Raw genomic sequence first — 24352 nt, 5'->3', positions numbered from 1 at the left:
CGGTGCCGCGTGTGACTGAGCCGGACGTCGGGTTGCGCCGGCATTTGGCCGAAGGGGTGCGCACGGTCGATGGCGCGGGGCTATGCTGCGCGCACCCTTCCGTGGAGTCGGCAGATGATCAAGGTCAGTGTGATGTACCCGTACCGCGAAGGCGCCCGCTTCGATCACGCCTACTACCGCGACCAGCACATGCCGCTGGTGAGCGCGCGCATGGGGCCGGCCTGTTTGAAATATACGGTGGACAAAGGCATCAGCGGCGGCGAGGCCGGCAGCCCGCCGGCGTTCATCGGGATGTGCCACATCTTTTGCGCGTCGCAGGAAGCCTTCAATGCCAGCTTCGGGCCGCATGCGGCGGAGATCCTGGGCGACATCGCCAACTACACCGACCTGACCCCGGTGATGCAGATCAGCGAAGTCGTCGTCGACTAAACAGCGCCTGGCGAGCTGCAGGCCAGACCTGCTGCCTGCTGCCTGCGGCGCGTTTTCATTGCATGCGTCCCGATTCATCCGAGCAACCGCGCCGCAGGACTTGCGATCGGCGAGACCCAGGCCTGGCTATCGAACCCTGCAGCCGCAAACCCGGCCTGCACTGCGGTTGCCGCAGCCGCTGCACCGGCACGCGATTCAAACCAGGCAAACACACTTGGCCCGGCGCCGGAAATGCTGGCGCCGAGGGCGTTGTGGTCCAGCGCTGCCTGTTTGGCGTCTGCGAAGCCGGCGATCAATGGGGCGCGACGCGGTTCGATCAGGACATCACGCAGGCCTGCGCGTACCAGGTCTGCATCGCCGGCACGGCAACCGGCCAACACTAATGCCAGATTGGTGCTCTGCGCGACGAACTCGCGCAATTGATAATTGCCGGCCAGGGCTTCGCGTGCGCGCCGCGTTTCCAGCACTGCATCCGGATGCACCAGCAGGCTATGCCAAGCGGGTGGCACCGCGATTGGCACCAGGCGTTCCAGCGTGCACAACACCAAACCACCTACAAACAGCGGCCCCAGATTGTCGCCGTGGCGGCTGCCGCTGGCTACCGCTTCGCCATCGAGCGCGTATTGGTAGAGCTGGTGGTGATCCAATGGCGAGGCCAGTAGCGCGTTTGCCGCAACCAGGGCCGCGACGCATGACGCGGCAGACCCGCCCATGCCCGAGCTCAGCGCGATGCCTTTGTCGATCTCGACTTCGAACCCATAAGGCAGCTGCAAGGCGGCACGTAGCGAAATGAGTGCAGCGCCTGCAGTGTTGCGCTCGGCATCCAGGGGCAGCGCCACCGTCGTGCCGCGAATCGCAGCGATGCGCACCACCGGCGCTTCGATACGGCGCACGGTCACGGTGTCGCCGATGCCATCGATCGGATAGCCGAGCAGATCGAATCCCACCGCGACATTGGCAACCGATGCTGGTGCGAAGGCGCGCGCTTCGTGCAGGCCGTGTTTGTCCAAAGATGCGCGATCGCAGCGATGCGCCTGCGCCACCGCTGCCTGGCTCACGCCGGCATGGCTGACAACAGTCTGCGTCATAGTCGCGCGCCCTCGCCTGCCGCCACGCGCAGCAGGTCGGCGAACACGCCTGCCGCGGTCACTTCCGGCCCCGCGCCCGGGCCTTGCACCACCAGCGGGTTCTCGCAGTAGCGACGCGTGGTGAACTGCACCACATTGTCGGTGAGGCGCAGATTGGCGAAGGCGTGATCGGCGGGCAATTCCACCAGGCCCACGCTGGGCGCGCGGTCCGGCGGCAGCTGCGCCACATAGCGCAGCACGTTGCCGCGCGCACGCGCATCGCGCAGGCGCTGCGCGAACACCGCATCCACTTCGGAGAGCCGCGCCATGAAATCGTCCACGCTGGCCTGACGCAGCCCTTCCGGCACCAGGCTTTCAACCTGCACATCTTCCAGGCTGATGGAGCGCCCTGCTTCGCGCGCCAGGATCACCAACTTGCGCGCCACGTCCACGCCGGACAGATCGTCGCGCGGATCCGGCTCGGTGTAGCCCATGCCACGCGCCTGCGTCACCAGTTCGGCGAACGGCACGCTGCCGTCGTATTTATTGAACAACCACGCCAACGTGCCGGAGAAGATGCCTTCGATGGAGGTGACTGCATCGCCGGTATCGACCAGGTCGCGCAGCGTGGTGATCACCGGCAACCCGGCGCCCACGGTGGCTTCATAACGGAAGCGCGCCCCACTGGCATCGGCCGCGGTGCGGATCGCCTCATAACGCGCCAGCGGGCCGGAACCGGCCTGCTTGTTCGGCGTGACCACATGGATGCCGGCGGCCAGCCAGCCCGCATAACGGTCGGCCACTTCGGCGCTGCCGCTGCAATCGATGATCACCGCATGCGGCAGATGCGCAGACAGCAGATGCGTGGTGAAGCGTTCCAGATCGGTGGGCGTGGCGGCAGATGCAAACGCATCGCGCCAGTCGCCGACCAGCCCGCGTTCGTCCAGCAGCATGCGACCGCGTGAGACCACCGCACGCAGGCGCAGATCCAGATTGGCCTTGCCCAGCAACTGTGGCTGCGCAGTGCGCAGTTGATCCAACAGCGCCGCGCCCACATTGCCCGGCCCGATCACGCCCACAGAGAACGTCTGCGGCGACAACCAGAAACCTGCATGCGCCGCGCGCAAGGCCTTGGTGGCGTGCGCCGCATCAATGGCCACCGAGATGTTGCGTTCGGACGAGCCCTGCGCAATCGCCAGGATATTGACTTGCGCGCGGCCCAACGACTCGAACAGCCGTGCCGCCACACCCGGCTGGCCGGCCATACCATCGCCCACCGCTGCCAGCACGCTGATGCCGGTGGTCAGCTGCACGCGCTGCACCTGGCCGACCGTGAGTTCATGCGCGAACGCCTGCAGCAATGCGTTGCGTGCACGCTCGGACTCGTGCTGCTTGACCACGCAGCAGATCGAATGTTCAGAGGAACCTTGCGAGATCATCACCACCGACACCTGCGCGGTGCGCAGCGCTGCAAACACGCGTTCGGCCGTGCCCGGCACCCCGATCAGACCGGTGCCTTCCAGATTCAGCACCGCCAGATCCGGGCTCAACGTCAGCCCCTTGATCGGCCCGCTCACCGCACTGCTGGCAGTGATGCGCGTGCCGGGATGCTCGGGCTGGAAGGTGTTGCGGATGATGATCGGCAGGCCGCGTTCGATCGCCGGCGACATCGTTTGCGGATGCACTACCTTCGCGCCGAAGTACGCCAGCTCGCAGGCCTCGTCGTAGCTCAGCGTTTCCAGTTGCACCGCTTCAGGCACCACGCGCGGGTCGGCCGACAGCACGCCGTCCACGTCGGTCCAGATATGCAGTTCGTCGGCATCGAACAACGCGGCAAAGATGGCACCCGAATAATCGCTGCCGTTGCGGCCCAGCGTGGTGATGCGATCGGCGCGGTCGCGCGCCACGAATCCGGTGACCACCACGCGCGTTTGCGGATGCGCCTGCCGCCAGGTTGCCAGACGTTGCGCACTCGCCTCCCAGTCCACATCCACACCCAGTTCGCCGCGATTGACCACCAGCACGTCGCGCGCGTCCAGCACCGCACAGTCCTCGCCGATCGCGCGGAAGTGATCGCCCAGCAGCTGCGCCGAATACACCTCGCCCAGGCCCTGCACGCGGTCGAGCACTTCGCGCGGCAGTTCGCCGATGACCGCAAGCGCGCCGAGGATCTGCGACAGATGTTCGAAGCGCTCGTCCAGCCACTCCACCGTTGGCCCGGAATGCTCGCCGAGCAACGCCACTGCCCCACCGCGATGGCGTGCACGTGTTTCGTGCCACCGCTCGCGCCATTCGGGGCGATTCTTCGCCGCAAGTTCGGCCAGTTCGATCAAGGCATCGGTGACGCCCTTCATTGCCGAGACCACGGTGACCTGCACCGTCTCGTCGCGTGCAAGCAGCAGCTGCGCCACATGCCGATAGCGCTCGGCATCAGCCACCGAGGTGCCGCCGAATTTGTGCACGACAGTGCGCGCAGAGGACGCAAGAACAGCAGCGGGTTCGAACGAAACAGCGGGCGATGACATCGACAGACCTCGTTGGGGGAGGCCCCGTCCGCATCGGATGAGAGAGGGAAGCCCCCGCATCCTGATCCGGGTGCGGGGCCGTTGTTTTCGGAAGTTACGCGAAGACGACGGACCGCACCGGGCGAATGGTGGCGGTAGTAATGATGGTGGTAATGCCGGCCACGCCCGCACCTGCCCGCAGTAGCGGCTGGCAGAGAAGCGAAGCGGTGGCGGAGGCGTTACCCATGCATGCAAAAGACATCACCGGGCCGAGGCCTGTCAAGCATTGCGTGAATGGGCAGGCGCATGCGTTGGGCGTACGGAACAGAAATCCTTTTTGCTCAGGGATTTAAGCACTGTGCGTGCAAGCAATTGATTGCTATGGAAACTTTTGGACCGGCCTTGCAGAGCCATGCTGCGCAGCTTTCTAACCTTCATTGGTCGAGTCGTGTGCTCGGCCGACGCGATAGGCTGACTGGATCGCCAGCGTTCGATGCATCACATCGCTGCAGGCAGCAGGTCGCTTCAAGCAATAGACAACTTCGCATCAAGCAACAGATCGTCGCTATCGCGACCCCGAGTCGGTGCGGGCCAAGGTCAGCAGCGCAGATCAGCCAAGCACCTGAGGGTTGAGTTGCCAGACCGAAAAATTGAGCGCCGCCGCAAAGCTCACCCACGCCAGATACGGCACCAACAACCACCCCGCCAAAGCGTGCCTCTTCGCAAACGCCCCAATGGTGCCCACCAGCACGAGCCACAGCGCCACGATGTCCGCGAATGCCCACGCCCCCAGATGCCACGCAAAGAACAACCAACTCCAAAGCCCGTTGAGCGCCAGCTGCACGACGAACAGTGTCAGCGCCATGCGCGCACCAGCCCATCTCCCACGGCGCCACACCAACCACACCGACACCGCCATCATTCCGTACAGCACCATCCACACCGGCCCGAACAGCCAGCCCGGCGGTGCCCACGCCGGCCGCTGCAGCTGCGCATAAAAGCTGGCGGCCTGGATCGATGCAGTTGCGCCCAGCGCGGCTGCGGCATAGCAAAGCACCAACCAGCCTAGAAGGCCGAACCATTGCAATTTTTTGAAACGATCTTGGGTCATGACTGCTGTAGCCTCGCATCAGCGTTGGTCAGCGTCGCGCCATCAGGTCGGCAAATCTTCTTAACTCACCATCAACGAGATCTCGCTGTTCCGGAGAAAGCAGCACACTGATTTCTTGGGTTCCAGAAACGCAATCGACAAGATCAATTCCTACCCAGCCTGAGGACCAAAATTCAACCGCCCCCATTTTGTTAAAACTTTCAACCTCCACTCTCTGAAGATCTCCGAAATCACCATTCTTGAATTCACTGTAGATAAATTCGCAACCGTTCATAAAAGATAAGAAGTTCTCTTTAAACCGATCTGTGTTCATTGCCAATTTCCATCGACGCCAACAACCTTAACACTGCCAGGGCAGTGGAATTTCCTTACCACCCTGTAAGACGAACGCTGCGATTAGCCTGCATCTGGCCCAGGCATCTTGCCCCATACTTTGCGCCTTGTTGAAGACTGCTAAGTCATTGCCTGCCTGCATAGCGAGGTTGCCGCCGGCACTGAACTCGGTGCCGTGGACGGTTTCGTCGCTCGTGCTGGTGGTTTGCTTGAAGCGCTTGCGCGTTTCCAGGACATCGCTGGTGTCCACCGTGGTCAGCGTGCTGGCGTTGATGTCGTTGCCGGCGCTGATGCCCAAGCCCTTGCCTGCATCAAGCTTGGCAGCGACCAGATTGACGTCATTGCCGGCGCTGAGGATCAGGTTGCCGCCAGCGGTGAGCGCCTGCTGGTCGATGGTCTGCGTGGCTGTGGTGGTGGTGACGCGGGTTTTGCCGTTGCGCGCGTTGTAGCTGTTGGTCTCGGTCTCGTTGAGCACGGACTCGACGTTGAGGTTGTTGCCCGCTGCGGCGATCAGATCGCCGCCTGCCTTCACCTCGGCCTGCCGGATGGTCAGGTCGTTGCCCGCGGTGAGTTGCAGGCTGTCGCCGGTGCTGATGTTGGTGCGGGTGGCGACCTTGCCGTCCAGACCGGTGGTCGGCGTCAGCGACAGGTTGTTGCCTGCCTGCAGCGCTGCGCTGCCGCCGGCTGCAATGGTCACGCCGTGCAGTTGCAGGTCCTTGCCTGCGGAGACGATCAGGTCCTTGCCCGTGGTCACCGACACGGCGTCACCACCACGCAGCAGGCCGTTGTCGTCGCGCAAGGCGCTGGGTGTGAGGCTGAGGTTGTTGCCCGCGATCAAGGCCGCGCTGCCGCCTGCCTGCACGCGGGTGCCGGTCAGCGTCATGTCGTTGCCGGCGAACAGCTGCAGGGCGTTGCCCGCACTGATGCCCGACAGGATGCCGGCGCCATTGATGGCCCTGGACGCTTCGCTGACCAGGTTGTTGCCAGCGGCCAGCGCGACATCGCGGCCCTGGATCTGGCCCTGGTTGAGCAGGTCGTTGCGCGCTTCCAACGCCACGCTGCCAGTGCCGCTGATACGGCCCTGGTTGAGCAGGTTGCCGGCGGTGACGCTGACATCGGCACCAGCGATCACGCCCTGGTTGCTCAGGGTGTTGGTGGCATTGAGCTCGACGTTGCCGCCGGCAATCAATGCGCCGTTGCCACGTAGCTGCAGCGAGTTCGAAGCCAGGTACACCACCGGCACCAGCACGGTCTGGCCCTGATACTCCTGCTCCACCATCCACACGATGTCCTGCGTGAGTGCAGCGGCCTGCGCGGCCGTCAAGCCCACACCCATGCTCAATTGCAGCTGGCCTGCAGCCGACGTCCCCCCGCCCTGAGTAGCGGTCGGGTTTAGAGTCCGGGGTTGATGATATCGGTGTTTGCCAGATGTTGGGCATAAGCGGACGGCGTCATGCCGCCAATTGCTTTCTTCGGTCGGTCCTCGTTGTATTCGCGTCGCCAGCGTTCGATCTCGGTGCGCGCGTGCAGCAACGTCGGGAACCAGTGCTCGTTGAGGCATTCGTCGCGTAGTCGGCCGTTGAACGATTCAACATAGGCGTTTTGATTTGGCTTGCCGGGTTGGATTAGCCGTAGTTGCACACCACGGGCATGTGCCCAGACGACCATCGCTTTGCCGCAAAACTCCTTGCCGTTGTCGGTGCGGATCACCTTCGGTAAACCGCGACTGTGTGCCAACCGATCCAGCACGCGCGCAACGCCGTGCCCGGAGATCGCGCGTTCCACCTCGATGGCGACCGCTTCGTGCGTTGCGTCGTCCACGATCACCAGACACTTGATCACTCGGCCGTCGGCGGAGCGGTCGAACACGAAGTCCATCGACCACACCTGGTTGGCCTGCGCTGGCCGCAGCAGCGGCTGACGCTCGCCAACCGGCACCTTCTTGCGCTTGCGGCGCCGCACTTGTAGCTGCTGCTCGCGATACAACCGCTCCACGCGCTTGTAGTTCACCAGGCGTCCTTCCTGTCGCAGCTTGAGATAGATCATCCCCACGCCGTAGCGGCGATGGCGATGCGCCAACGCAAGAATGCGCTCGCGCAGTTCGCCATTGCGGTCTTGGCGTGGGCAATAGCGCAGCGCGCTGGCGCTCATGCCGATCGCCGCCAAGGCGCGACGCTCGCTGGCACCACGCCCGATCCACTCGCGCACCAGCGCACGACGCGCCGGTGCGCTCACCACTTTTTTCGCAACGCATCCTTGATCAGGTCGTTCTCGAACAACTGCTCGGCCAGCAACTTCTTTAGCCGCGCGTTCTCGGCCTCAAGATCCTTGAGCCGCTTGGCGTCGGGCACGCTCATTCCGCCGAACTTGCTGCGCCACAGGTAATACGAGGCCTCGCTGAAGCCATGCCGCCGGCACAGATCCTTGATCGCCACACCGGCATCAGCTTCGCGCAGGAAGCCGATGATCTGTTCTTCAGAAAAACGCTTCTTCACGTCCAATCTCCTTGGGGTAGGGAATTGGACTCCAAACTGAGGTGCTACTCAAAATTGGGGGGACGTCGCAGCGGCCACACCGGATTCCAGCAAGGCGCGGTATTGCGCCACGCCATCGGCGTAATTGCCCAGATAGCGACGACCGGTGAGCTGGGTGATCTGGTCCAGCACCAGACGCTGCTCATAGAAGCCATCGCCCAGGCGGGTCTGGGTCCACTCCGGGTCTACGCCCAGCTTGTCCAGCAGGAAATCGCTGCTGATGAAGTTGTCGTAATTGACGAAGCGCGGGTCGGTCTCGATCAGGTAGCGACGGCCCGGGCCGTTGCTGCGCCACGCGTTGATGCCGCCCAGGCCGATTGCTGCGCGGCCCATCGCGGTGCGATCGGTGGCCGCGCCGTTGGACAGGCGATACAGGCCGCCGATGGGCAGATCGATCTGCGTCAGCGAGGTCTGGCCGCCGCCAACGATGTTGGTGACGGGAATGGTGGCGGGGTCGACACGCGTGCGGGTTTCGTTTGCACCTGCCGTGACACTGCTACCAGCTGTGGTGGCTTGCACAGTTGTCTGATCGACGCTGCTGCGCACCAGGCCGCGGTCGTTGGACATGACCGGTGCGACCGACATCTTGACGATGCCGCCCGATGTGGCCAGCGTGGCGTCCTGCGTGTTGGCGCCGACGTGCGTGCCTGCGCTGCCGCTGGTGCCAGTGGCAACTTGGATACTGCTCGCGCCGCCGTTGGCACGGCCGCCCACTGCCTGGCCGCCCACTCCACCGGCGCTTTGCGCGGTGCGACCATTCAAGCCACCTTGTGCGCCTACACCACGCAGTGCAGCGCCACTGATAACGCGACCATCGCTTCCGACAGCGCCGTTGCTGATATTGGCGCCATTGATGCTGACGCCTTGGTTGCCGGTCATGCTGGCGCCTAGGGCGATATAGCTGCTATTGGTCGTTGAGGAGCTCAGCCTCTGGTCTTCTTCTTCGTAATAACAAACGACCTTCTGCCCAACAGGCTGCATACAGTCATTGGTGATCGCGGTGACGATATGTTCCACATCGCTTTGTCGAACCGTTTGATTCAAGGCCAGCGCTTGGTTGAGCAGCTGCTCGCTTCCCAAGATCATCCCATCCGAGAGTCCGCCAAGACCTCGCTGGTTGGCAGCGAACAGGCCTGCCGCAGCGATTGTCGAGGCATCATTCGTGACGCTTCCCGACAACAGGATGTTCCCGCCCGCCGCGATGCGTCCCTCAGCGCTTGCCGAAGACAATTGCTCCTGTTGAATGACCTGATAGTTGCGATAAATTCCCGGCGCGAGCCCCTTGTAAGGATAAGGTGCCCGGGCTCCCTGGAGGTTCCTAATCGCTTTGCCTTGGATGAGTTCACCACCCGAATACACGCCGTCGTTGCCGGGATCGGTAGAGACGCTGGTGGTGTTAATCACGCGACGCCGATTATTGAGCTGCTGGGCCGCAATCAAAATACTGCCATCAGCCTCAATACTACCCGAGAGGTTATTCACCATCCCGGTCCGCGCTACCAATGTGCCACCACCATCCTGCGCACCACCGATGGCGATATTGCCCAAGCTGAAGATGCGCGCATCGCGATTGAGCAGCTGATCGCGCACGATCAGGTTCATATTGCCGGTGGAGCCGAGCAATGCCGAACCGTAGGCAGCGTTGCCCGTCGCACCGCCAAAATCTGCGCCATTGACCAACGTACCGGTATTCACCGAGACATTGCCGCCGACGATGCTGCCGGTGTTGTAGACGCTGTTGGCAGCAAGCGACAACGCCCCGTTGCCGGAAATGCTGCCGGCGTTGTCGATGACGTTGCCGCCGTTGAGGCGGGTATCGTTGGAGACGATGTTGGCGCCGCCGCGGTTGGTGATGCTGCTGGCGATGATATCGAGTGTGCGCGCCGCCTTGAGCGTGGACTCGTTGACCAGGTTGCCACCCACACGCAGGTTGAAATTGCCGTTGCTGACCAGGTCGGCGCCGGCGCGGTGCGTGTAATCGCTGCGCAGGGTCAGATCCAGTAGGTTTTGCGCGAGAATACTGCCGCCACCGTCGAAACCGACCGTGTCGATGACCACATCGCCGGCACCGCCGGTGACGCTGCCTGCGCCAATCTGGCCACCGGCATTGCTCAGGTTTTGCAGATTCAGGCGAACCGATTGCTCGGCCTTGATCTTGCCGTTCTGGTTATCGAGCGTGGCACCTGCGCGCTGCAACAGTAAGTTGGCGCCGGCATAAACGCTGCCGCCCTGGTTGTTCAAGGCATTGGTATTGGCGATCAGGTCGCCGCCTGCCACCAACTGGCCGCTCGTGTTGGCGATGCTGGCCGCATCGATCACCACACTGCCGCGCCCACCCAGATTGCCGTTGGTGTTGGTTAATGCGCCGCCGGTGGTGATGCGGGTCAGGCCACCGCCATTGTTGACGATGCTGCCTTGGGTGTTGTCGATCCGTCCAGCGGATGCGGTCAAGGTGTTGCCCGCATCGAGCTGACCGCCGCTGTTGAGCAAGGCACCGGTGACTGCGACGTTCAGATCACGGCCGGCGCTGAGCTTGCCGGCTTGATGATTGTCCAACTGGCCCCGTGCAGTGATGCCGAGGTCGCGGCCGGCCTGCAGATTGCCGCCGGCGCTGCTGATGTTTTCTGCAGTGATCACTGCATCGGTGCTGGCACCGATCGTGCCATTGCCATTGTCCAGACCGCGGTTCAATTCCACCCGCAAACCGCCGCCTGCGCTCGCATTGGCAACCGCCTGCACAGTACCGCCAGCATTGCTGAGGCTGTCGGCACGCAAGGTCAACGCACCGCCGCTGGCCTGAAGCAGACCGTTACGGTTATCGACTGCGTCGCCGCTCTGCACGTTCAATGTCCGGGCCGACACCGAGCCTGCCAAGTTATTGAGGCTGGCTGCGCTCACGCCTGCGTCGCCTGCCGCAGCGATGGCGCCATTCTGGTTGTTCAGGGCGCCGCTGGCGCCGAGTGTCAACTGGCCCTGCGTCAGGATGCGTCCACTGCCGTTGCCGAGTGCACCGCGGCTGGTCACCGACAGCGTGCCTGCGCCGGCATGCTCGATACGGCCCTGCGCATTTTCAATGCTGGCAGCGGTGATGGTCAGATCCTGACCGTTACTGGCAAGCGTGCCTGCGGTGTTATCGATGGCACCCCCGATCACCACGCGCGTCGCACCCGCGCCGCTCTGCACCAGACCACCGCCGACATTGCTGAGGCTGCCGCCGTCCACATTCAGCTGGTTAGCCTGAAGTTGCCCGCCGACAGTGTTGAGGCCGCCATTGTCGATAGCGCCGGCGGCCTGCACGGTGAGCGTTCCGCCCGCAAGCAGGTTGCCGCCACGATGATCGAGGCTACCGCCAGTAGAGAGTGCGACATTACCGGTGGCACGCGTGGTGGTGCCAGCCAACTGCAGCTGACTGCCCTGCGCGGTGAGATTACCGCCTGCCAGCAGTGCGCCGGAGGCAGTGAGCTGACGATCGGCAAGCAGGCTGAGCGTGCTTCCGCTACCCAGGCTGCCGTCTGCGTTAATGCCGGCACCCACCGTACCGGTGATGCCGATCTCGCCTGCGCGAAGGCTTAGATTGCCTGCTGCGGTGGTTTGCCCGGCGTTGTCGATGCGCGCACCTTGCACAGCGACGGTCGTCCCGCTGACAGTGCCCTGCTGGCGTACGAGCGCATCACTGACCAGCGTGAGTTGTTGGCCCGCGACCTGCCCGGCAACCGTCAGGTCGCCTTTGGAGCGCAGGTCGAGTGTGCTGGCCGCGCTCAGATTGCCGCTTTGCGTCAGCGCACCATCGGCCTGTGCCGTGAGCGCCCCTGCTGAGGCCAAGCGGCCATCGAGCTGCAGGTTGCCACGACTGATCAATGCCACATCGCCACGCTCGCTACCTAACTGGCCACTGCTGCTCAGCTGCCCTGCTTCCACACGCAAACCATTGCCGCCGATCAGATCGCCGCGGTTATCCACTGCACCGTTGGCGGTAACGCCAAGCCGCTGCAGGCCATAGGCCTGACCGGTCTGGCGTAGCGATCCGACACCAAGCGAAAGTTGGTCGCCGGCGCGCACGGCACCGGCGTTGTCGAGCAGGCCAGCAATGGACAGCGTGGCATCGCCTTGCGCAAGCAGCACGCCCGTCGCGGTGTTACTGGCACTGGCAGCAGTCGCAGTCAGGCCACCACCGGCCGCGACCTGCGCGGCGTTGGTCAACGCACCGGTTGCGCTCAGCACCACGTTGCGGTCTGACTGCACCACACCGGCAACCGCCAGATCGCCGGTGCTGCGTAGATTGATGTCGGTAGCGGCAGCGAGTGCACCACGGCTGTCGATCGCTGCGCCGTCAAGGCTGATCGCGGCGCCGCTTTGCAGCACTGCCGCTTGCCCGGTCGCGATCCGCGCGCCACGCAGGGTTGCGTTCGCTGCGGATACCGCCTGGCCGTTCAACGTGAGTCCGCGTTGCGCCTGCAGATCCAGCTGCGATGCCGATTGCAGCGTGCCTGCAGCAGCGAGATCGCGCCCGGCCTGCAGCGCGACGGACCGCGCATTGAGCGAACCGGCCTGTTGCAGATCGCCGCCAGCGGTGGCTCGCAGCGTGCTGGCTGCAGCGACCACGCCCTGCAAGGTCATATCGCCCTGGCTGGTCAACGTCACGTCCGCCGCTTCACTGCCGAGCTGGCCGCTGCTACGCAACGTGTCCGCTTCCACCAGCACTGCATCCTTGGCGATGAGACTGCCGCGGTTATCCAATGTGCCGGTGACCGTGGCGGTCAAGGCCTTGCCGGCGACGGCAGTGCCGCTCTGGTCCATGCTGGCTGCGGTGATACGCAAATCGTCGCCGCTCTGCAGGCTGCCTGCATTCTGCAGTGCACCTGTCGCCAGCGTGATGGCCCCCGCTGCGGCAAGTGCACCAGCTGCTGCATTGTTGATCGAACCTGCCTGTAGCGAAAGGTCGCGGCCTGCGAAGACCTGGCTGGCGTTGCCGAAGGCACCGCTGGCGCTTAGCACGACATCGCGATTGGCTTGCGCAACACCCGCCAGGGAAAGATCACCGGCGCTGCGTACCGCAAGGTCAGTGCCAGCATCCAGCGTGCCTCGGCTATCGATTGCCGCACCGTCCAGGGCGATGGCGCCAGCACTTTTTAGCACCGCATCGCGAGCGGTCGCGATGCTGTTGCCACGCAAGCTGGCGTCGGCGCCAGCCTGCGCCTGGCCGCTCAAGCTTAGCGTGCGCTGTGCCTGCAAGGCCAGCGTGGAAGCCGATTGCAGGGTGCCACCGGCAACGAGATCACGGCCGGCCTGCAGCGCGACGATCTGTGCGCTGAGCGTCCCTGCCTGTGAAAGGTCGCCCCCTGCAGCGGCTTGCAACGTGGTCGCGGCAGATGCCACGCCCTGCAACGCGATGTCGTTCTGGCTGGCCAGTGTCAGCGCGCCGGTCACCGAGCCCAGCTGGCCATTACTGACAATGCTGCCCGCGGTGATGCTCAGATCCTTGCCGGAGACCAACTGGCCTGCATTCTCGAATGCGCCGGTAGTGGCGATCGACAGCGCGTCGCCGCTATAGACACGACCGCGCTGCAGCAGCGACCCGCTATTGAGCGAAAGGCCTTGCTCTCCATGCAGGCTGCCATGATTATCCAATACCCCGGCAACATCGACACGAAGATCGCGCTTGGCGCCCAGGGTTGCGTCTGACGCATTCATGGCACTGGCAGCCTGCACGCTCAGATCGCGCGCGGCGATCACTTGGGCACCGTTGTTCAAGTTACCTGCTGCGGTCAGCGCAATGTCGCGGCCGGCCTGCGCTACGCCGCCCAGCATCAAGTCGCCGCCACTGCGTAGAGTCAGATCATTCGCTGCATCGAGCGCGCCACGGCTATCGATGCTGTCGCCTGCTAAGCTGATCGACGCACCGCCCTGCAGCATCGCCGCAGCGCTGGTCGTGATGCTTGCACCATTGAGCGTGGCATTGGCAGCACTGGATGCCTGGCCGTTCAATGCAAGCGTGCGTCGTGCCTGCAGATCCAGCGTGGATGCAGACTGCAGGCTGCCATTGGCAGTGAGGTCTTGCCCGGCCTGCAAGGCAATCGACTGCGCCTTGAGCGAGCCAGCTTGCTGCAGGTCGCCGCCAGCCGATGCCTGCAAGGCAGTCGCGGCGGCGACCACACCGTCCAGCTGCATCGCGCCCTGGCTGCTTAACGCAACACTGGCCAGCTCGCTGCCCAATTGGCCGCTGCTGCGCAACGTGCCTGCATCGATCTGCAGCGCGTCCCTGGCGATCAGGTTGCCGCGGTTATCCAGCGTGCCGGCGACTGTGCCGTGCAAGATCCTGCCGGCAGATGCACTGCCACTCTGATCGAGACTTGCCGCCGTCATCTGCAGGTCGCCGGCTGCCTGCACGCGGCCGGCGTTGTTCAACTGTGCTGCCGCGGTGAGTGCCACATCCCCATCGCCCGCCAATACGCCGGCAGCGGTGTTCTCCAGGCTATGTGCCTGCGCGGTCAAGGTGCGCCCGGCGAAGACCTGCGCTGCATTGGTCAGCGCCCCGGTAGCCGTCAGCTCAACATCGCCGCTGCCCTGCGCAACGCCCGCCAGCGTCAGGTCGCCCAGGCTACGCACACGCAGACCGCTGCCTGCATCGAGCTTGCCGCGGCTATAAATCGTGCCGCTATCCAATGCAATCGCACCGGCGCCCTGCAACACCGCATCCTGGCTTGTCGTCAGCGTGGCAGCGCGCATGCCGATGTCGCCACCAGCCTGGCCTTGCGCAGCGAAGGTCAATGCTCGTTGCGCCTGTAGGTCAAAAGTCGAGGCAGATTGCAGCGTGCCGCTCGCGGTGAGGTCGTGACCGGCACGCAACGCCAGCGATTGCGCCTTCAGCGAGCCGGCTTGCTGAAGATCGCCCGCGGCGGTGGCCTGCAAGTTGGTTGCGGCAGCCACCACACCTTGCAATGCGATATCGCCCTGGCTGCCCAATACGACGCCTGCAGCTTCGCTGCCCAGCTGGCCACTGCTGCGCAAGTGGCCAGCATCGATCTGCAGCCCATTGCGTGCCACCACATTGCCGGTATTGTCGAACGTGTCGACAACCGTTGCGGAAAGCGTGTTGCCGGAGCTGACGCTTCCACCCTGGGTGAAGGAATCGGCATTGATTTGCAATGCGTTGGCAGCGTACAGGCTGCCGGCATTCTCAAGCACGCCGCCAGTACGCAGCTGCGCATCGGCGCCAGACGAGAATGCCGCGCCTTGCGCGTTGCGCAGGCTGGCCGCATCCACCTCCAGTGGACCAGCAGCGATCACCTTTGCGCTGTTATCCAGCGCGCCGACCGCTTGCAAGGTAGTACTGCCTGCGCTCTGCACGGTGCCGTCCAATGCCAACGCCCCAGCGCTGGCGATGCGCAGGTCGCCGCCAGCATCGATGACGCCGTCGTGGGCGACACTGCCGCCACGCAGTTGCAACGCGCCATCGCTGTGCAGTTGGCCGCGCTGATGCAGCGCGCCATCGGCCTGCAGATCGAGCGCGCCTGCCGAACGTACGACGGCATCGCTTGCAAGCTCACCTTCCACGACAACCGTCAGCGCGCCACGCGTGCTCTGCAGCGTGCCGGAGAAGCTGGCATCACCGCCGCTACGTAAGTCGACGCTGGCCGCGTTCACGGTACCAGACACCTGGGCGCCGCTTGCGGCATCCATTGCTAATGCGCCGCCTGCGACGGTATTGCCGCTCAGGCGCAGATTGCCGCGACTGCGCAGCGTGGCATCGCCACGCTGGCTGCCGATATCGCCGCTGCTTGCCAGTTGCGCAGCGTCCACAGTCAATGCGTCGCCTGCGACAACGGTGCCGCTGTTGAGCAGCTGGCCGGTAGCCACCACTTGCGCATCGCGTGTCGCAGACAGGCTACCCGCAGTGGTGAGGTTGGCAGCCTGTAGCCGCAGATCGCGGCCGGCATACGCACTGCCTGCGTTGTTGACTGCACCGGCGCTACGCAGGTCCAGATCGTTGCCTGCAGACACCGCAGCGCGCTGTGCGATGTCGATCGACGCTGCGTTCAATGCAAGCGCATCGGCTGCGATCAGCTTTCCCTGCAGTTCCAGGCGCCCACCCGCGCGCACATCAGCCCCCTGCCCGGCTTGCGCCAATCCAGCCACACGCACGTTGCCATTGCCGTTGATCTGCAGCGCAGTTGCCGCATCCAGCGTGCCCAGTGCGTCGACGGTATTGGCGTTCAGTGCAATCGTCGCGCCGCTCTGCAAGGTACCGGACAACGCAATCTGCGCTGCGCGCAGATTCGCGCTCGCGCCGCCATAGGCCACGCCACCACTGCGCAAGAGCCCATCGGCGCCTAGATCCAGGGCGCCGGCGGCGTGCAGGCTGCCATCGGCATTCAATTCCGAGCCGAACAGACGGATCGACCCCGCGCTACTGCGGCCAACATGGGTCACCCCACCACCGGCTTGCGCATCCAGTGCACCGGCGGCCACCAGGTCGCCTGCAAGCGTCATGCTTGCAGCACGCAGGGACACGTCGCCTTGTTGCGAGCCAAGCACTCCACGCTGATCGAGCGCGCCGGTGGCACGCACATTCACAGCATCCCGCGCGACGGTGGTGCCTCCCAGGCTCACTTGCCCTGCGCTGTCGATCTGCAGATCGCCACTTTGCGCAGCCAATGTGCCGCGGCTCACCACGCCGACGCCGGCTTCGGTGGCGATCAGGCGAATGCGTTCGGCATACATGCCGCCCAATTGCGCCACATCGATACCGATCGCAGGAAGGCCGCCGTCGGCACCTGGCAGGACGTCCAGCAGCATGCCGTCGTAGCTCACCCGTCCGGCACCAGCGGCGGCAACCAGCTCCTTGGTCCAGATCGAGCCGTCTACACTGAGCTGACGCGACAACAGATCCAGGCGATCCACATTGAATGCGTCCAGACCGTTGCGACCGATGCTCAGCGCACCGCCGGTGATGCTGAAACCGTTCAACGCACCATCGCTACCCAGGTTCGGTGTGCCGGTGGTCAGGGTGACGCGCGAGGTATTGAGAAAGCCGCAGCCATCGCAGGAAATGCCGTTGGGGTTGGCGATCACCAACTGCGCTTTCGCACCGGCGATTTCGGTATAGCCCTGCAGGCGGCTGCTGGCCGAGGTGACTTCGTTGAGGATCAGCGACGCGGCACCGCTACGCTGCAGGTTGTTGTTGCCGGCAACGTAACCGCCCAGCTCGGTCTTGGAGATCTGCGCACTGTTGTTGAGGATCAACCCATTCGGGCCGACATTGAAGTTGCTGTAGCGGTTGTGCGAAATGCCGCGTGCATTGGGCGCGACGATGTCCACCACCGGCACGCCATTGGCAGCAACCTGCTGGCCTGGCGTTTGCCCTCCAGGGTTGGCGGTTGGCGCAACCTGCGCCCATGCCGGAAACGATGTCCAGGTGATCGTGCAGCACAGCAACAGTGCAAGCGCCCGCTTGCCCTGCTCGGCCAGGTAACCACGCACGCGCATCGCTTCGTTATCCATCGTTTCTCTCTCGCCGCCTGTTGGCGTCATCAATCAACAAACGCGTAGCCGGCTGGCGACGCGATCCGTGTCAGAACTGGTAGATCACACGCACGCCATAGGCCGGCTGCGCACTTGCAAATCCATCGGGGCGGTGGATCGCCCAACCGGCAAACGCATCGACGCTGGCACCGAACCAACCGCCACGCAGGCCCACCGCGCCGCCCACCAAACTGCGACCGCGCAGCCCGCTGGCGCTGGTGCCATCGATGCGGCCGGCGTCCAGGCCCAGATACGGGGTCAACCCAATCTGCTGCACTGGGAAACTCAAGGTATTGCGCCAATACGCGCCTTTTTCGGCGCCAAGCGTCGCTTCACCGTCGAAACCACGCACGCTGTAACGGCCACCAATGGTGACGAACTCGGAACCCAGTAGCAGTTCGCCGGCGGTCTGTGCACGCAGGCTGCTTTCCCACGCCATCGGCACGGGGCCCAGCTTGAACGGCAGCGCCGTGCTCACGTCCAGCGTGCTCACGGCATAGCGAAACGTCGGGAAGCCGATCTGCGGGTCGTAGCCGGTCCACTGGCTGTTGAACCACGGGGTGCCGCGCCGATGCGCCAGACGCATGTCCAGCTGCATCGCGCCCAGATAGCGCCGATGCGTGAAGTAGAACTCCGCGCTGCTGGTATCACGGCGCTGGATGCCGATCTCCACGCCATCCAGATAGCTGCGCGCACGCCGCCGGCCAATCACCACACCGGCCGAAGTCTTGCTGGTGCCGTCGCGATGCAGCACGCGCTGAATATCCAGCTGCGCATTGCTGGACTCGCCACTGGACTGGAAGGTCTGTAAAAAACCGTCTACGCGCTGGTGATAGCGGTACGACGATGCCGACAGCGCGAACGTCCACCATCCCCAAGGCAGGTTGTAACTCAGGCTGTTGCCGCGTGTGCCGCGTTCTTCGTCGCGCGTGGCCAGGTCATGGCTGTAGCCAATGCTGAGCAGATCGTTGAGCCCCAGTGGGTTATCCAGCGAAACGTCCAACCCACCTTGCACACGGCCGGTAGCCTCCACACCGGAATCGTCGGCGTTAGCCACACCGCGCCAGCGTCGCCCATGCTGCAGGGTGATCACCAGATCCGATTCGCCTGGTGCTTCGCCCGGGGCGATATCGATCTTTGCGTCCTGCGACGGCAGACGCTTGAACTGCTCCACCGCCTGCTCGATGGCACGCAGATCCAGCAAGTCCCCCCTGCGGAGCGGCAATGCCGTTTTCCAGTGCGCGCCTTCGGTGTCGGACACCACGCGCACCTCGCGCAAGCGGCCGGGCAGCAGTTCCAAACGGAGTTCGCCACGCGACAGATCCTGTTCCGGAACGCCGATGCGCGTGGTGACCAATCCGCGTGCGACCAACTGATCCAAGGCGCGGCGCCGGATGATGTCGATGCCGGCACGCCCGATGCAGCGACCTTGGTAACGGCGCAGAGACTTCCATAACCACGCAAAGCGCGTTGCATCATCGCCTGCGCCCGACAGGCGCAAGCGGGTGATCGAAAAACACAGGTCTTCCTTGGGCAGCACGGTGCTGCGCGCGTCCACGCGGTCGGCGTCCTCGCGCGGGCCGGCAAAGGGCGCTTGGCGCTCCTGTTCCTGGCGATGCTGAATCTCCTCGGCCTGGCGCAATTGCTCCTGCCGATCCAGCGTTGTCGGTGCCGACTGTTGTGCAGCCGCCAGCCCGGCCACCGCCCACAGGCAAACCGCCAGTGCCAAGGGCGCCGATCGCATCCACATCTGTCATGCCCCCTGTGCGGCGGTCGCGATACTGCACGCCGTCACCCGCATCAGCGTGCCTGGCCACCAAAACGGCGGCGCCACCCTTGAGCACGCTGAGTGCGGTGCGACTGTGACGGAATGTTAAAAAACGGTCAATGCGTAGTGTCGGGGAAACCCTGTAAGAAAAACCCGAGCGTCAGTGTTTTGTGATGAAAATCACTAAAAAAACGGATCCATTGATTGTGAAGGCTCCGAGTTATGTCGTAAAAAGCCAGCACCTTTGGCCTCAACGTCTTCTATCGTGCCGCCAATTGGATGCGCTCTCGGATGTCCTGTGAGGCATATGAAGGACTACGCGCGTCGCCACTTGGTTGAATTTTGATGAAGTGGGCAATGCCGCATTGGATCTGAGGGATCAGCCGGCCTACTTTAGTTCGCTTCGTTCGCCGCATGCGTGGCCCAGGCGCATCGCGCTGAAGTTGGGCCTGCACTGAATCGTGCCTTCACACCGCTTACCCCATTCGCCTAGACCGAGCAACGACGCGGCCAGCAGATCTACACGGACGCCCCAGCCATCTACGAACAAGTCTTGCTTGCCAACCCGCGCGACCAAGGGGCCAGCACAATGCACAGCCTCATGCCCAGCGAGCTGGGCGTCGCGCCGCTTGCTGCAGATCAAGCGGCGGCAAAAACCGCTGGCCAGGCTTGAAAAGTGGTGAGGATGCGGCCGCTGGGACCGCTGTGAACTTCAAGAATTCACTTCTGAATCTGACTCACTAGAGCTGGGTGTCCCAGTCCGTTGTCATTGATCCCATCCGCCCGGCGCAGTTGGGACACGGATGGGAATTTGACATGCCAATTCGAAATGCTCGGCACCGTGCGCGTAAGGAAGACCCAACCATGCCTCGAACGCTGGCAGGTCTTTCGGCAGATATCCGCTGGCAGGCAGCCATGTATCGCGTAACCAACCAAACGCGCGCATTTCCAGCGCCAGTCCTCCCCGTATCACGACCTCGGCCACCTTCATGGGTGGAAATCGGAAAACGCCGATCTCACCGCAATGACGCCCATGCGTGACCTCCACCGCGACGTCGTACCGGCAATCCCCTGCAGATGCCAGACGAGGTTGATCCCAGAGGTAGCCCAACCACTGATGATGCTCGACGCCGGCGTCTCGTGCCCATGCCACCAAGCGCATGGCTGCTGCTTGGACGGAGCCTTCCTCAAAGGGGCGGTGCACGCGAAGGTACTGGACCGTGCGCTCCGGGAGATCGCGCAGCGTGACCGAAAATTCCTGTGCATCGTCTGCAGCACTACCACCGAGGCCCGATACACCTGCCAAGGTGTCGTCCAGCGCACGCCGACGGCCGGCCAGGCACGTCTCCAGATCCAGTTTTCTTGGAGAGCATCCAAAGTGTCTTCGGAAGTTCCTGGAAAAATCCGATAACGACGAAAATCCCCGACCCAACGCGATGTCTGTCAAAGGTTGACGATTGCCTTGGGAAATATCGCCCAGCGCATTTTCCAGCCGTCGGCGCAGCACGAATGCATGCGGGGTTTCGCCCATCACGGCGCGAAACATGCGCTGAAAATGGAACGGCGAAACACAAGCCGCACCTGCGATCAGAGACAGCGACAGCTGCCCGGCAAGGTTGACCTCGATGTAGTCCAGCGCACGGTTCACGCTCTGGACCACGGTAAGGGGCACCGTTTCGCTGATCGGCATGTGCGCAAGATCCGACAAGTGGCGGCAGTGACGATGCTATATCTTGATCCCGTGGGCAATGCATTTTCCATCAGGGTTGGCAGCGTTGCCTGCCATTCAATCCACTGACGAAGGCTGGCAAGGGATCAGACATGCACGGAGTGACAGGGATCGGCGGAATCATCATCAAATCCAAGGACGCGCCTGGATTGCAACGGTGGTACGCGGCGCAGCTGGGGATCGAGGTGCAAACGTGGGGAGGCACAGTGTTCGACACCAGCGCGGGTGTGGAAGGCGCTGAAAACGCATTGGCCTGGGCTGTTCAGGACGAAACAAGCGCCCAATTCGAGAACACCACCGCCCCGTTCATCGTGAATTACCGGGTCGACGACCTGGAGTCGCTGATTGCCAAGCTCAAAGCTGCGGGCTGCCGCGTGTCAGAGAAGATTGTGAAGTCCGAATTCGGCCTGTTTGCCTGGGTCATCGACCCGGACGGCAATAAAGCGGAATTGTGGCAAGCGATTTGAGAGCTGGCGAGATCACTGAAAAAAAAAGATCGGAGTGCGCATCGATCTTGCATATACCAAGTCCGCGCTGAGACAAGTGCTGAAAAGTCATCGTGTCGTTTGGCACGGTCTTGCCGACCGACAGCTCGCTACTATCAAACGCCCGTGACGTATCCGGTCGACATGTCTCAATCAAAGTGGTCTGCTCTTGCTAGTCGCAATGCCCCGTCCGTTCTAAGCCATCCACTCGCCAGGCTGGCGATGATCTTCGTGGTGATGGCGCTCGCCTACTTCCCTTGGCTGCCCTTTCCTTGGCGCATGCCAGCGGTTGGCCTGATCGGGGCCGCACTTGTGTGGCAAGAGACCCGCAGCCGTTGGGCCTGCGGCCTGAGCTGGCAACGGTTTGGTCCAACAGTTGGGTGGACAGCTATCCTGGTGCTGCTGGTCACCGCTCTCATCACGCCAATCTTTCAGCCGCTCATCGACTACCTGACAGGCACGAAGACCGACTACAGCGCCTATGGCGCGCTTCGTCATAACGCACCGGCTGCACTGCAGCTAATCGGCTCTGCATGGATCAGCGCAGCCATCGGTGAGGAGTTGGTGTTTCGGGCATTTTTGATGCATCAACTGGAAGCCTTGTTCAAGCGCAGCAGTCTAGGTCGCCTCACCGCAGCCATTGTCGGAGGTGTCGTGTTTGGCGCCATGCATGCGAGCCAAGGCATCTCGGGAATCGCGCTGACGGGTATCGTCGGCGCAGCATTCGGCTATGCGTATCTGCGCTCTAACCGCAATCTGTTGGCGCTCATCCTGGCACACGGACTCGTCGATACCTGGGGCGTCACGACGCTCTATCTTGGGTGGTATTGACCGCCCCATGCGTTAATGCCCGCGCGGTAAATCAGGCTGCGGCACTGGAGCGTTCGATCATGTCCAACGGCTGCGACGTCGGGCTCGGTATTGCCATTCGTGCATGGCGGCATGGCCTATCAACTTCGAGCGAGCAAGCGCGGCAGCGGCGGCGCCCTCGACCAGAGCAGCACCTTGCCAGATACCGTGGCCCATCTGGGCGAGGCGAGAGTTGACTTGCTCGATGCCAGCCGACCACTCCTACGAATGTTCTCCCATCTTGCACATCAGCCATCGATTGCTGGTGACCCCGGCCCGATTCGAACGGGCGACCTTCCCCTTAGGAGGGACAACGTCGCTACACTAAGACCCAAGCAGGACAAGGCTTTGCATGGAAGTGTGGCTTGACTGTGGCAAGTCTGTGGTAACGACAAGGCCTAGTCATGCCGATCGTCAAAAAAGTGGTGACCCCGGCTGGGTTCGAACCAGCAACCTCGTCCTTAGGAGGGACGCGCGCTATCCAATTGTGCCACGGGGCCATCTGTCTAAGGATACAGGGAGACGCTAAGTGAGCAAAGCCAAAACAGCCTCCAAGCCTGGGCGCACCAAGACCTTCAGCGGCACGCTCCCACGCGGCATCAAGGCCTCTCAGGCCATCAGCTCCGTGGCGGGCGTGACGCTTCGGACAGACGGGCAACTCAGGTGGGAGGCGCGCATCCGAAGGTCCCTCAACGGGCAAGTCTTGAAGTTCCCACTGGTGCGCTACCCCATCGACCCGAAGGCGTCCCCGAATACCGAGCATCACATTGATGCTGCCCGGCTCATGGCCGAGGCCTATGTCCGCCGAGAACACGCCTCCTTGGAGCTTCGGCAAACCCCGTATGCCGGTAATCCCCCCGCCCATTAGCAGACGCCAGAAGTGGAATTTTCTCGTACCCTTTCCCGAGGAGGTTCCATGAAGAAGTCCCGCTTTACCGACAGCCAGATCATCGCCGTGCTCAAGCAGGCCCAGGCCGGTGCGCCCGTGCCGGAGCTGTGCCGCGAGCACGGCATCAGCTCGGCCACGTTCTACAAGTGGCGTAGCAAGTTCGGCGGCATGGACGTGTCCATGGTCGCACGCATGAAGGAGTTGGAGGAGGAGAACCGCCGGCTCAAGAAGATGTACGCCGAGGCGCAGCTCAGTACCGACCTGCTGAAGGAAGCGCTCGCAAAAAAATGGTGAGGCCATCTCAGCGACGCGAGATGGCCCAATCGGCAGTCACGAGCGGGCGCACGAACATCCGCCACGCCTGCCAGACCTTCGCGGTGAGCCAGACCTACTTCCGCTACCAGGCCAAGGCCAGCGAGCAGAACGCCCGGATCGCCGACTGGCTGGTCCGCCTGACGACCGCCCATCGCGACTGGGGCTTTGGCCTGTGCTACCTGTACCTGCGCAACGTGAAGGGCTTTGGCTGGAATCACAAGCGGGTCTACCGGATCTACCGCGAGCTGGAGTTGAACCTGCGGATCAAGCCGAAGAAGCGGCTGGTGCGTGAGCGGCCCGAGCCTCTGGCGGTGCCGGAGGCCATCAACCAGGTCTGGTCGATGGACTTCATGCACGACCAGTTGGCCGACGGCCGCAGCTTCCGGCTGTTCAATGTGCTCGACGACTTCAATCGCGAGGGGCTGGGGATCGAGGTGGATCTGTCGCTGCCGTCAGCCCGGGTGATCCGATCGCTGGAGCAGATCATCGAGTGGCGCGGCAAGCCCGCCGTGATCCGCTGCGACAACGGCCCTGAATACATCAGTGGCGCGTTGCTGTCCTGGGCACAGCGGCTTGGCATCCGGGTCGAGCACATCCAGCCGGGCAAGCCACAGCAGAACGCCTACGTTGAACGCTACAACCGCACCATCCGCTACGCCTGGCTCGCCCGCACCCTGTTCGACACCATCGACCAGGTGCAGGACAAAGCCACCCGCTGGCTATGGACGTACAACCACGAGCGCCCGAATATGGCGCTCGGCGGCATCACGCCTGCCATGAAGTTGGCGATGGCCGCTTAGCTCCACTTCTGGCGACC

The 24352-nt window shown here is 63.3% G+C and carries 11 protein-coding genes, 1 tRNA gene and 3 pseudogenes; 5 read left to right on the top strand and 10 right to left on the bottom strand.

What is annotated here, in order from left to right:
• The first annotated feature begins 114 nt into the window (after positions 1-114).
• Positions 115-429 (top strand): EthD family reductase, encoded by a 315-nt coding sequence (locus tag ACCQ15_RS09385; RefSeq protein WP_008571555.1) that lies wholly within the window; start codon positions 115-117, stop codon positions 427-429.
• A gap of 74 nt (positions 430-503) precedes the next feature.
• Here the strand turns inward: ACCQ15_RS09385 and ACCQ15_RS09380 are convergent, their stop codons facing one another.
• The 9 genes and pseudogenes from ACCQ15_RS09380 to ACCQ15_RS09340 form a co-directional block, all read right to left on the bottom strand.
• Entirely contained in the window at positions 504-1517 is a 1014-nt protein-coding gene (locus tag ACCQ15_RS09380; protein WP_372381443.1) for a homoserine kinase, read from the bottom strand.
• Entirely contained in the window at positions 1514-4021 is a 2508-nt protein-coding gene (gene thrA / locus ACCQ15_RS09375; RefSeq protein WP_372381442.1) for a bifunctional aspartate kinase/homoserine dehydrogenase I, read from the bottom strand. The genes ACCQ15_RS09380 and thrA overlap by 4 nt, the downstream gene beginning before the upstream one ends.
• A gap of 589 nt (positions 4022-4610) precedes the next feature.
• The gene (locus tag ACCQ15_RS09370) at positions 4611-5111 is read right to left on the bottom strand and encodes a TspO/MBR family protein (protein ID WP_218507316.1); all 501 of its coding nucleotides are present in this window, start codon (positions 5109-5111) and stop codon (positions 4611-4613) included.
• Between the two features lie 28 nt (positions 5112-5139).
• Entirely contained in the window at positions 5140-5424 is a 285-nt protein-coding gene (locus ACCQ15_RS09365) for a hypothetical protein (RefSeq protein WP_109298355.1), read from the bottom strand.
• Positions 5425-5559: 135 nt separating this feature from the next.
• A pseudogene (locus tag ACCQ15_RS09360) lies at positions 5560-6813 on the bottom strand (hemagglutinin repeat-containing protein); the annotation flags it as partial.
• A gap of 23 nt (positions 6814-6836) precedes the next feature.
• A protein-coding gene (locus ACCQ15_RS09355) for an IS3 family transposase (protein WP_372166127.1) occupies positions 6837-7939 on the bottom strand; the annotation gives its coding sequence in 2 pieces (ribosomal slippage) (positions 6837-7681 and positions 7681-7939; 1104 coding nt in all).
• 48 nt (positions 7940-7987) lie between these two features.
• Positions 7988-17479, bottom strand: coding sequence for a two-partner secretion domain-containing protein (locus ACCQ15_RS09350; RefSeq protein WP_372381441.1), 9492 nt, complete (start codon positions 17477-17479; stop codon positions 7988-7990).
• 70 nt (positions 17480-17549) lie between these two features.
• Entirely contained in the window at positions 17550-19250 is a 1701-nt protein-coding gene (locus ACCQ15_RS09345; protein WP_008573340.1) for a ShlB/FhaC/HecB family hemolysin secretion/activation protein, read from the bottom strand.
• Positions 19251-20034: 784 nt separating this feature from the next.
• Positions 20035-20916 (bottom strand): AraC family transcriptional regulator, encoded by an 882-nt coding sequence (locus ACCQ15_RS09340; RefSeq protein ID WP_231503127.1) that lies wholly within the window; start codon positions 20914-20916, stop codon positions 20035-20037.
• On the opposite strand from ACCQ15_RS09340, the pseudogene ACCQ15_RS09335 reads away from it, so the two are divergent.
• Positions 20824-21464: pseudogene (locus tag ACCQ15_RS09335) on the top strand (VOC family protein). The gene ACCQ15_RS09340 and the pseudogene ACCQ15_RS09335 overlap by 93 nt on opposite strands.
• A gap of 297 nt (positions 21465-21761) precedes the next feature.
• Complete coding sequence (locus ACCQ15_RS09330; RefSeq protein ID WP_029819254.1) at positions 21762-22313, top strand: CPBP family intramembrane glutamic endopeptidase; 552 nt, start codon at positions 21762-21764, stop codon at positions 22311-22313.
• Positions 22314-22754: 441 nt separating this feature from the next.
• Here the strand turns inward: ACCQ15_RS09330 and ACCQ15_RS09325 are convergent.
• Positions 22755-22831: transfer RNA gene (locus tag ACCQ15_RS09325), tRNA-Arg, on the bottom strand.
• A gap of 29 nt (positions 22832-22860) precedes the next feature.
• On the opposite strand from ACCQ15_RS09325, the pseudogene ACCQ15_RS09320 reads away from it, so the two are divergent.
• Both ACCQ15_RS09320 and ACCQ15_RS09315 read left to right on the top strand, forming a co-directional pair.
• Positions 22861-23178, top strand: a pseudogene (locus tag ACCQ15_RS09320) (site-specific integrase); the annotation flags it as partial.
• 69 nt (positions 23179-23247) lie between these two features.
• Positions 23248-24335 (top strand): IS3-like element ISXac2 family transposase gene (locus ACCQ15_RS09315; RefSeq protein WP_506187856.1). Its coding sequence is split into 2 segments (ribosomal slippage): positions 23248-23500 and positions 23500-24335, totalling 1089 coding nucleotides; the frame shifts between segments, so codons are not numbered across the junction.
• The last annotated feature ends 17 nt before the right edge of the window (positions 24336-24352 follow it).

The organism is Xanthomonas sp. NCPPB 1754, from assembly GCF_041475725.2.
In the GTDB taxonomy this organism is placed as follows: domain Bacteria; phylum Pseudomonadota; class Gammaproteobacteria; order Xanthomonadales; family Xanthomonadaceae; genus Xanthomonas; species Xanthomonas euvesicatoria.
This window is presented reverse-complemented; position numbering and strand designations above follow the sequence as displayed.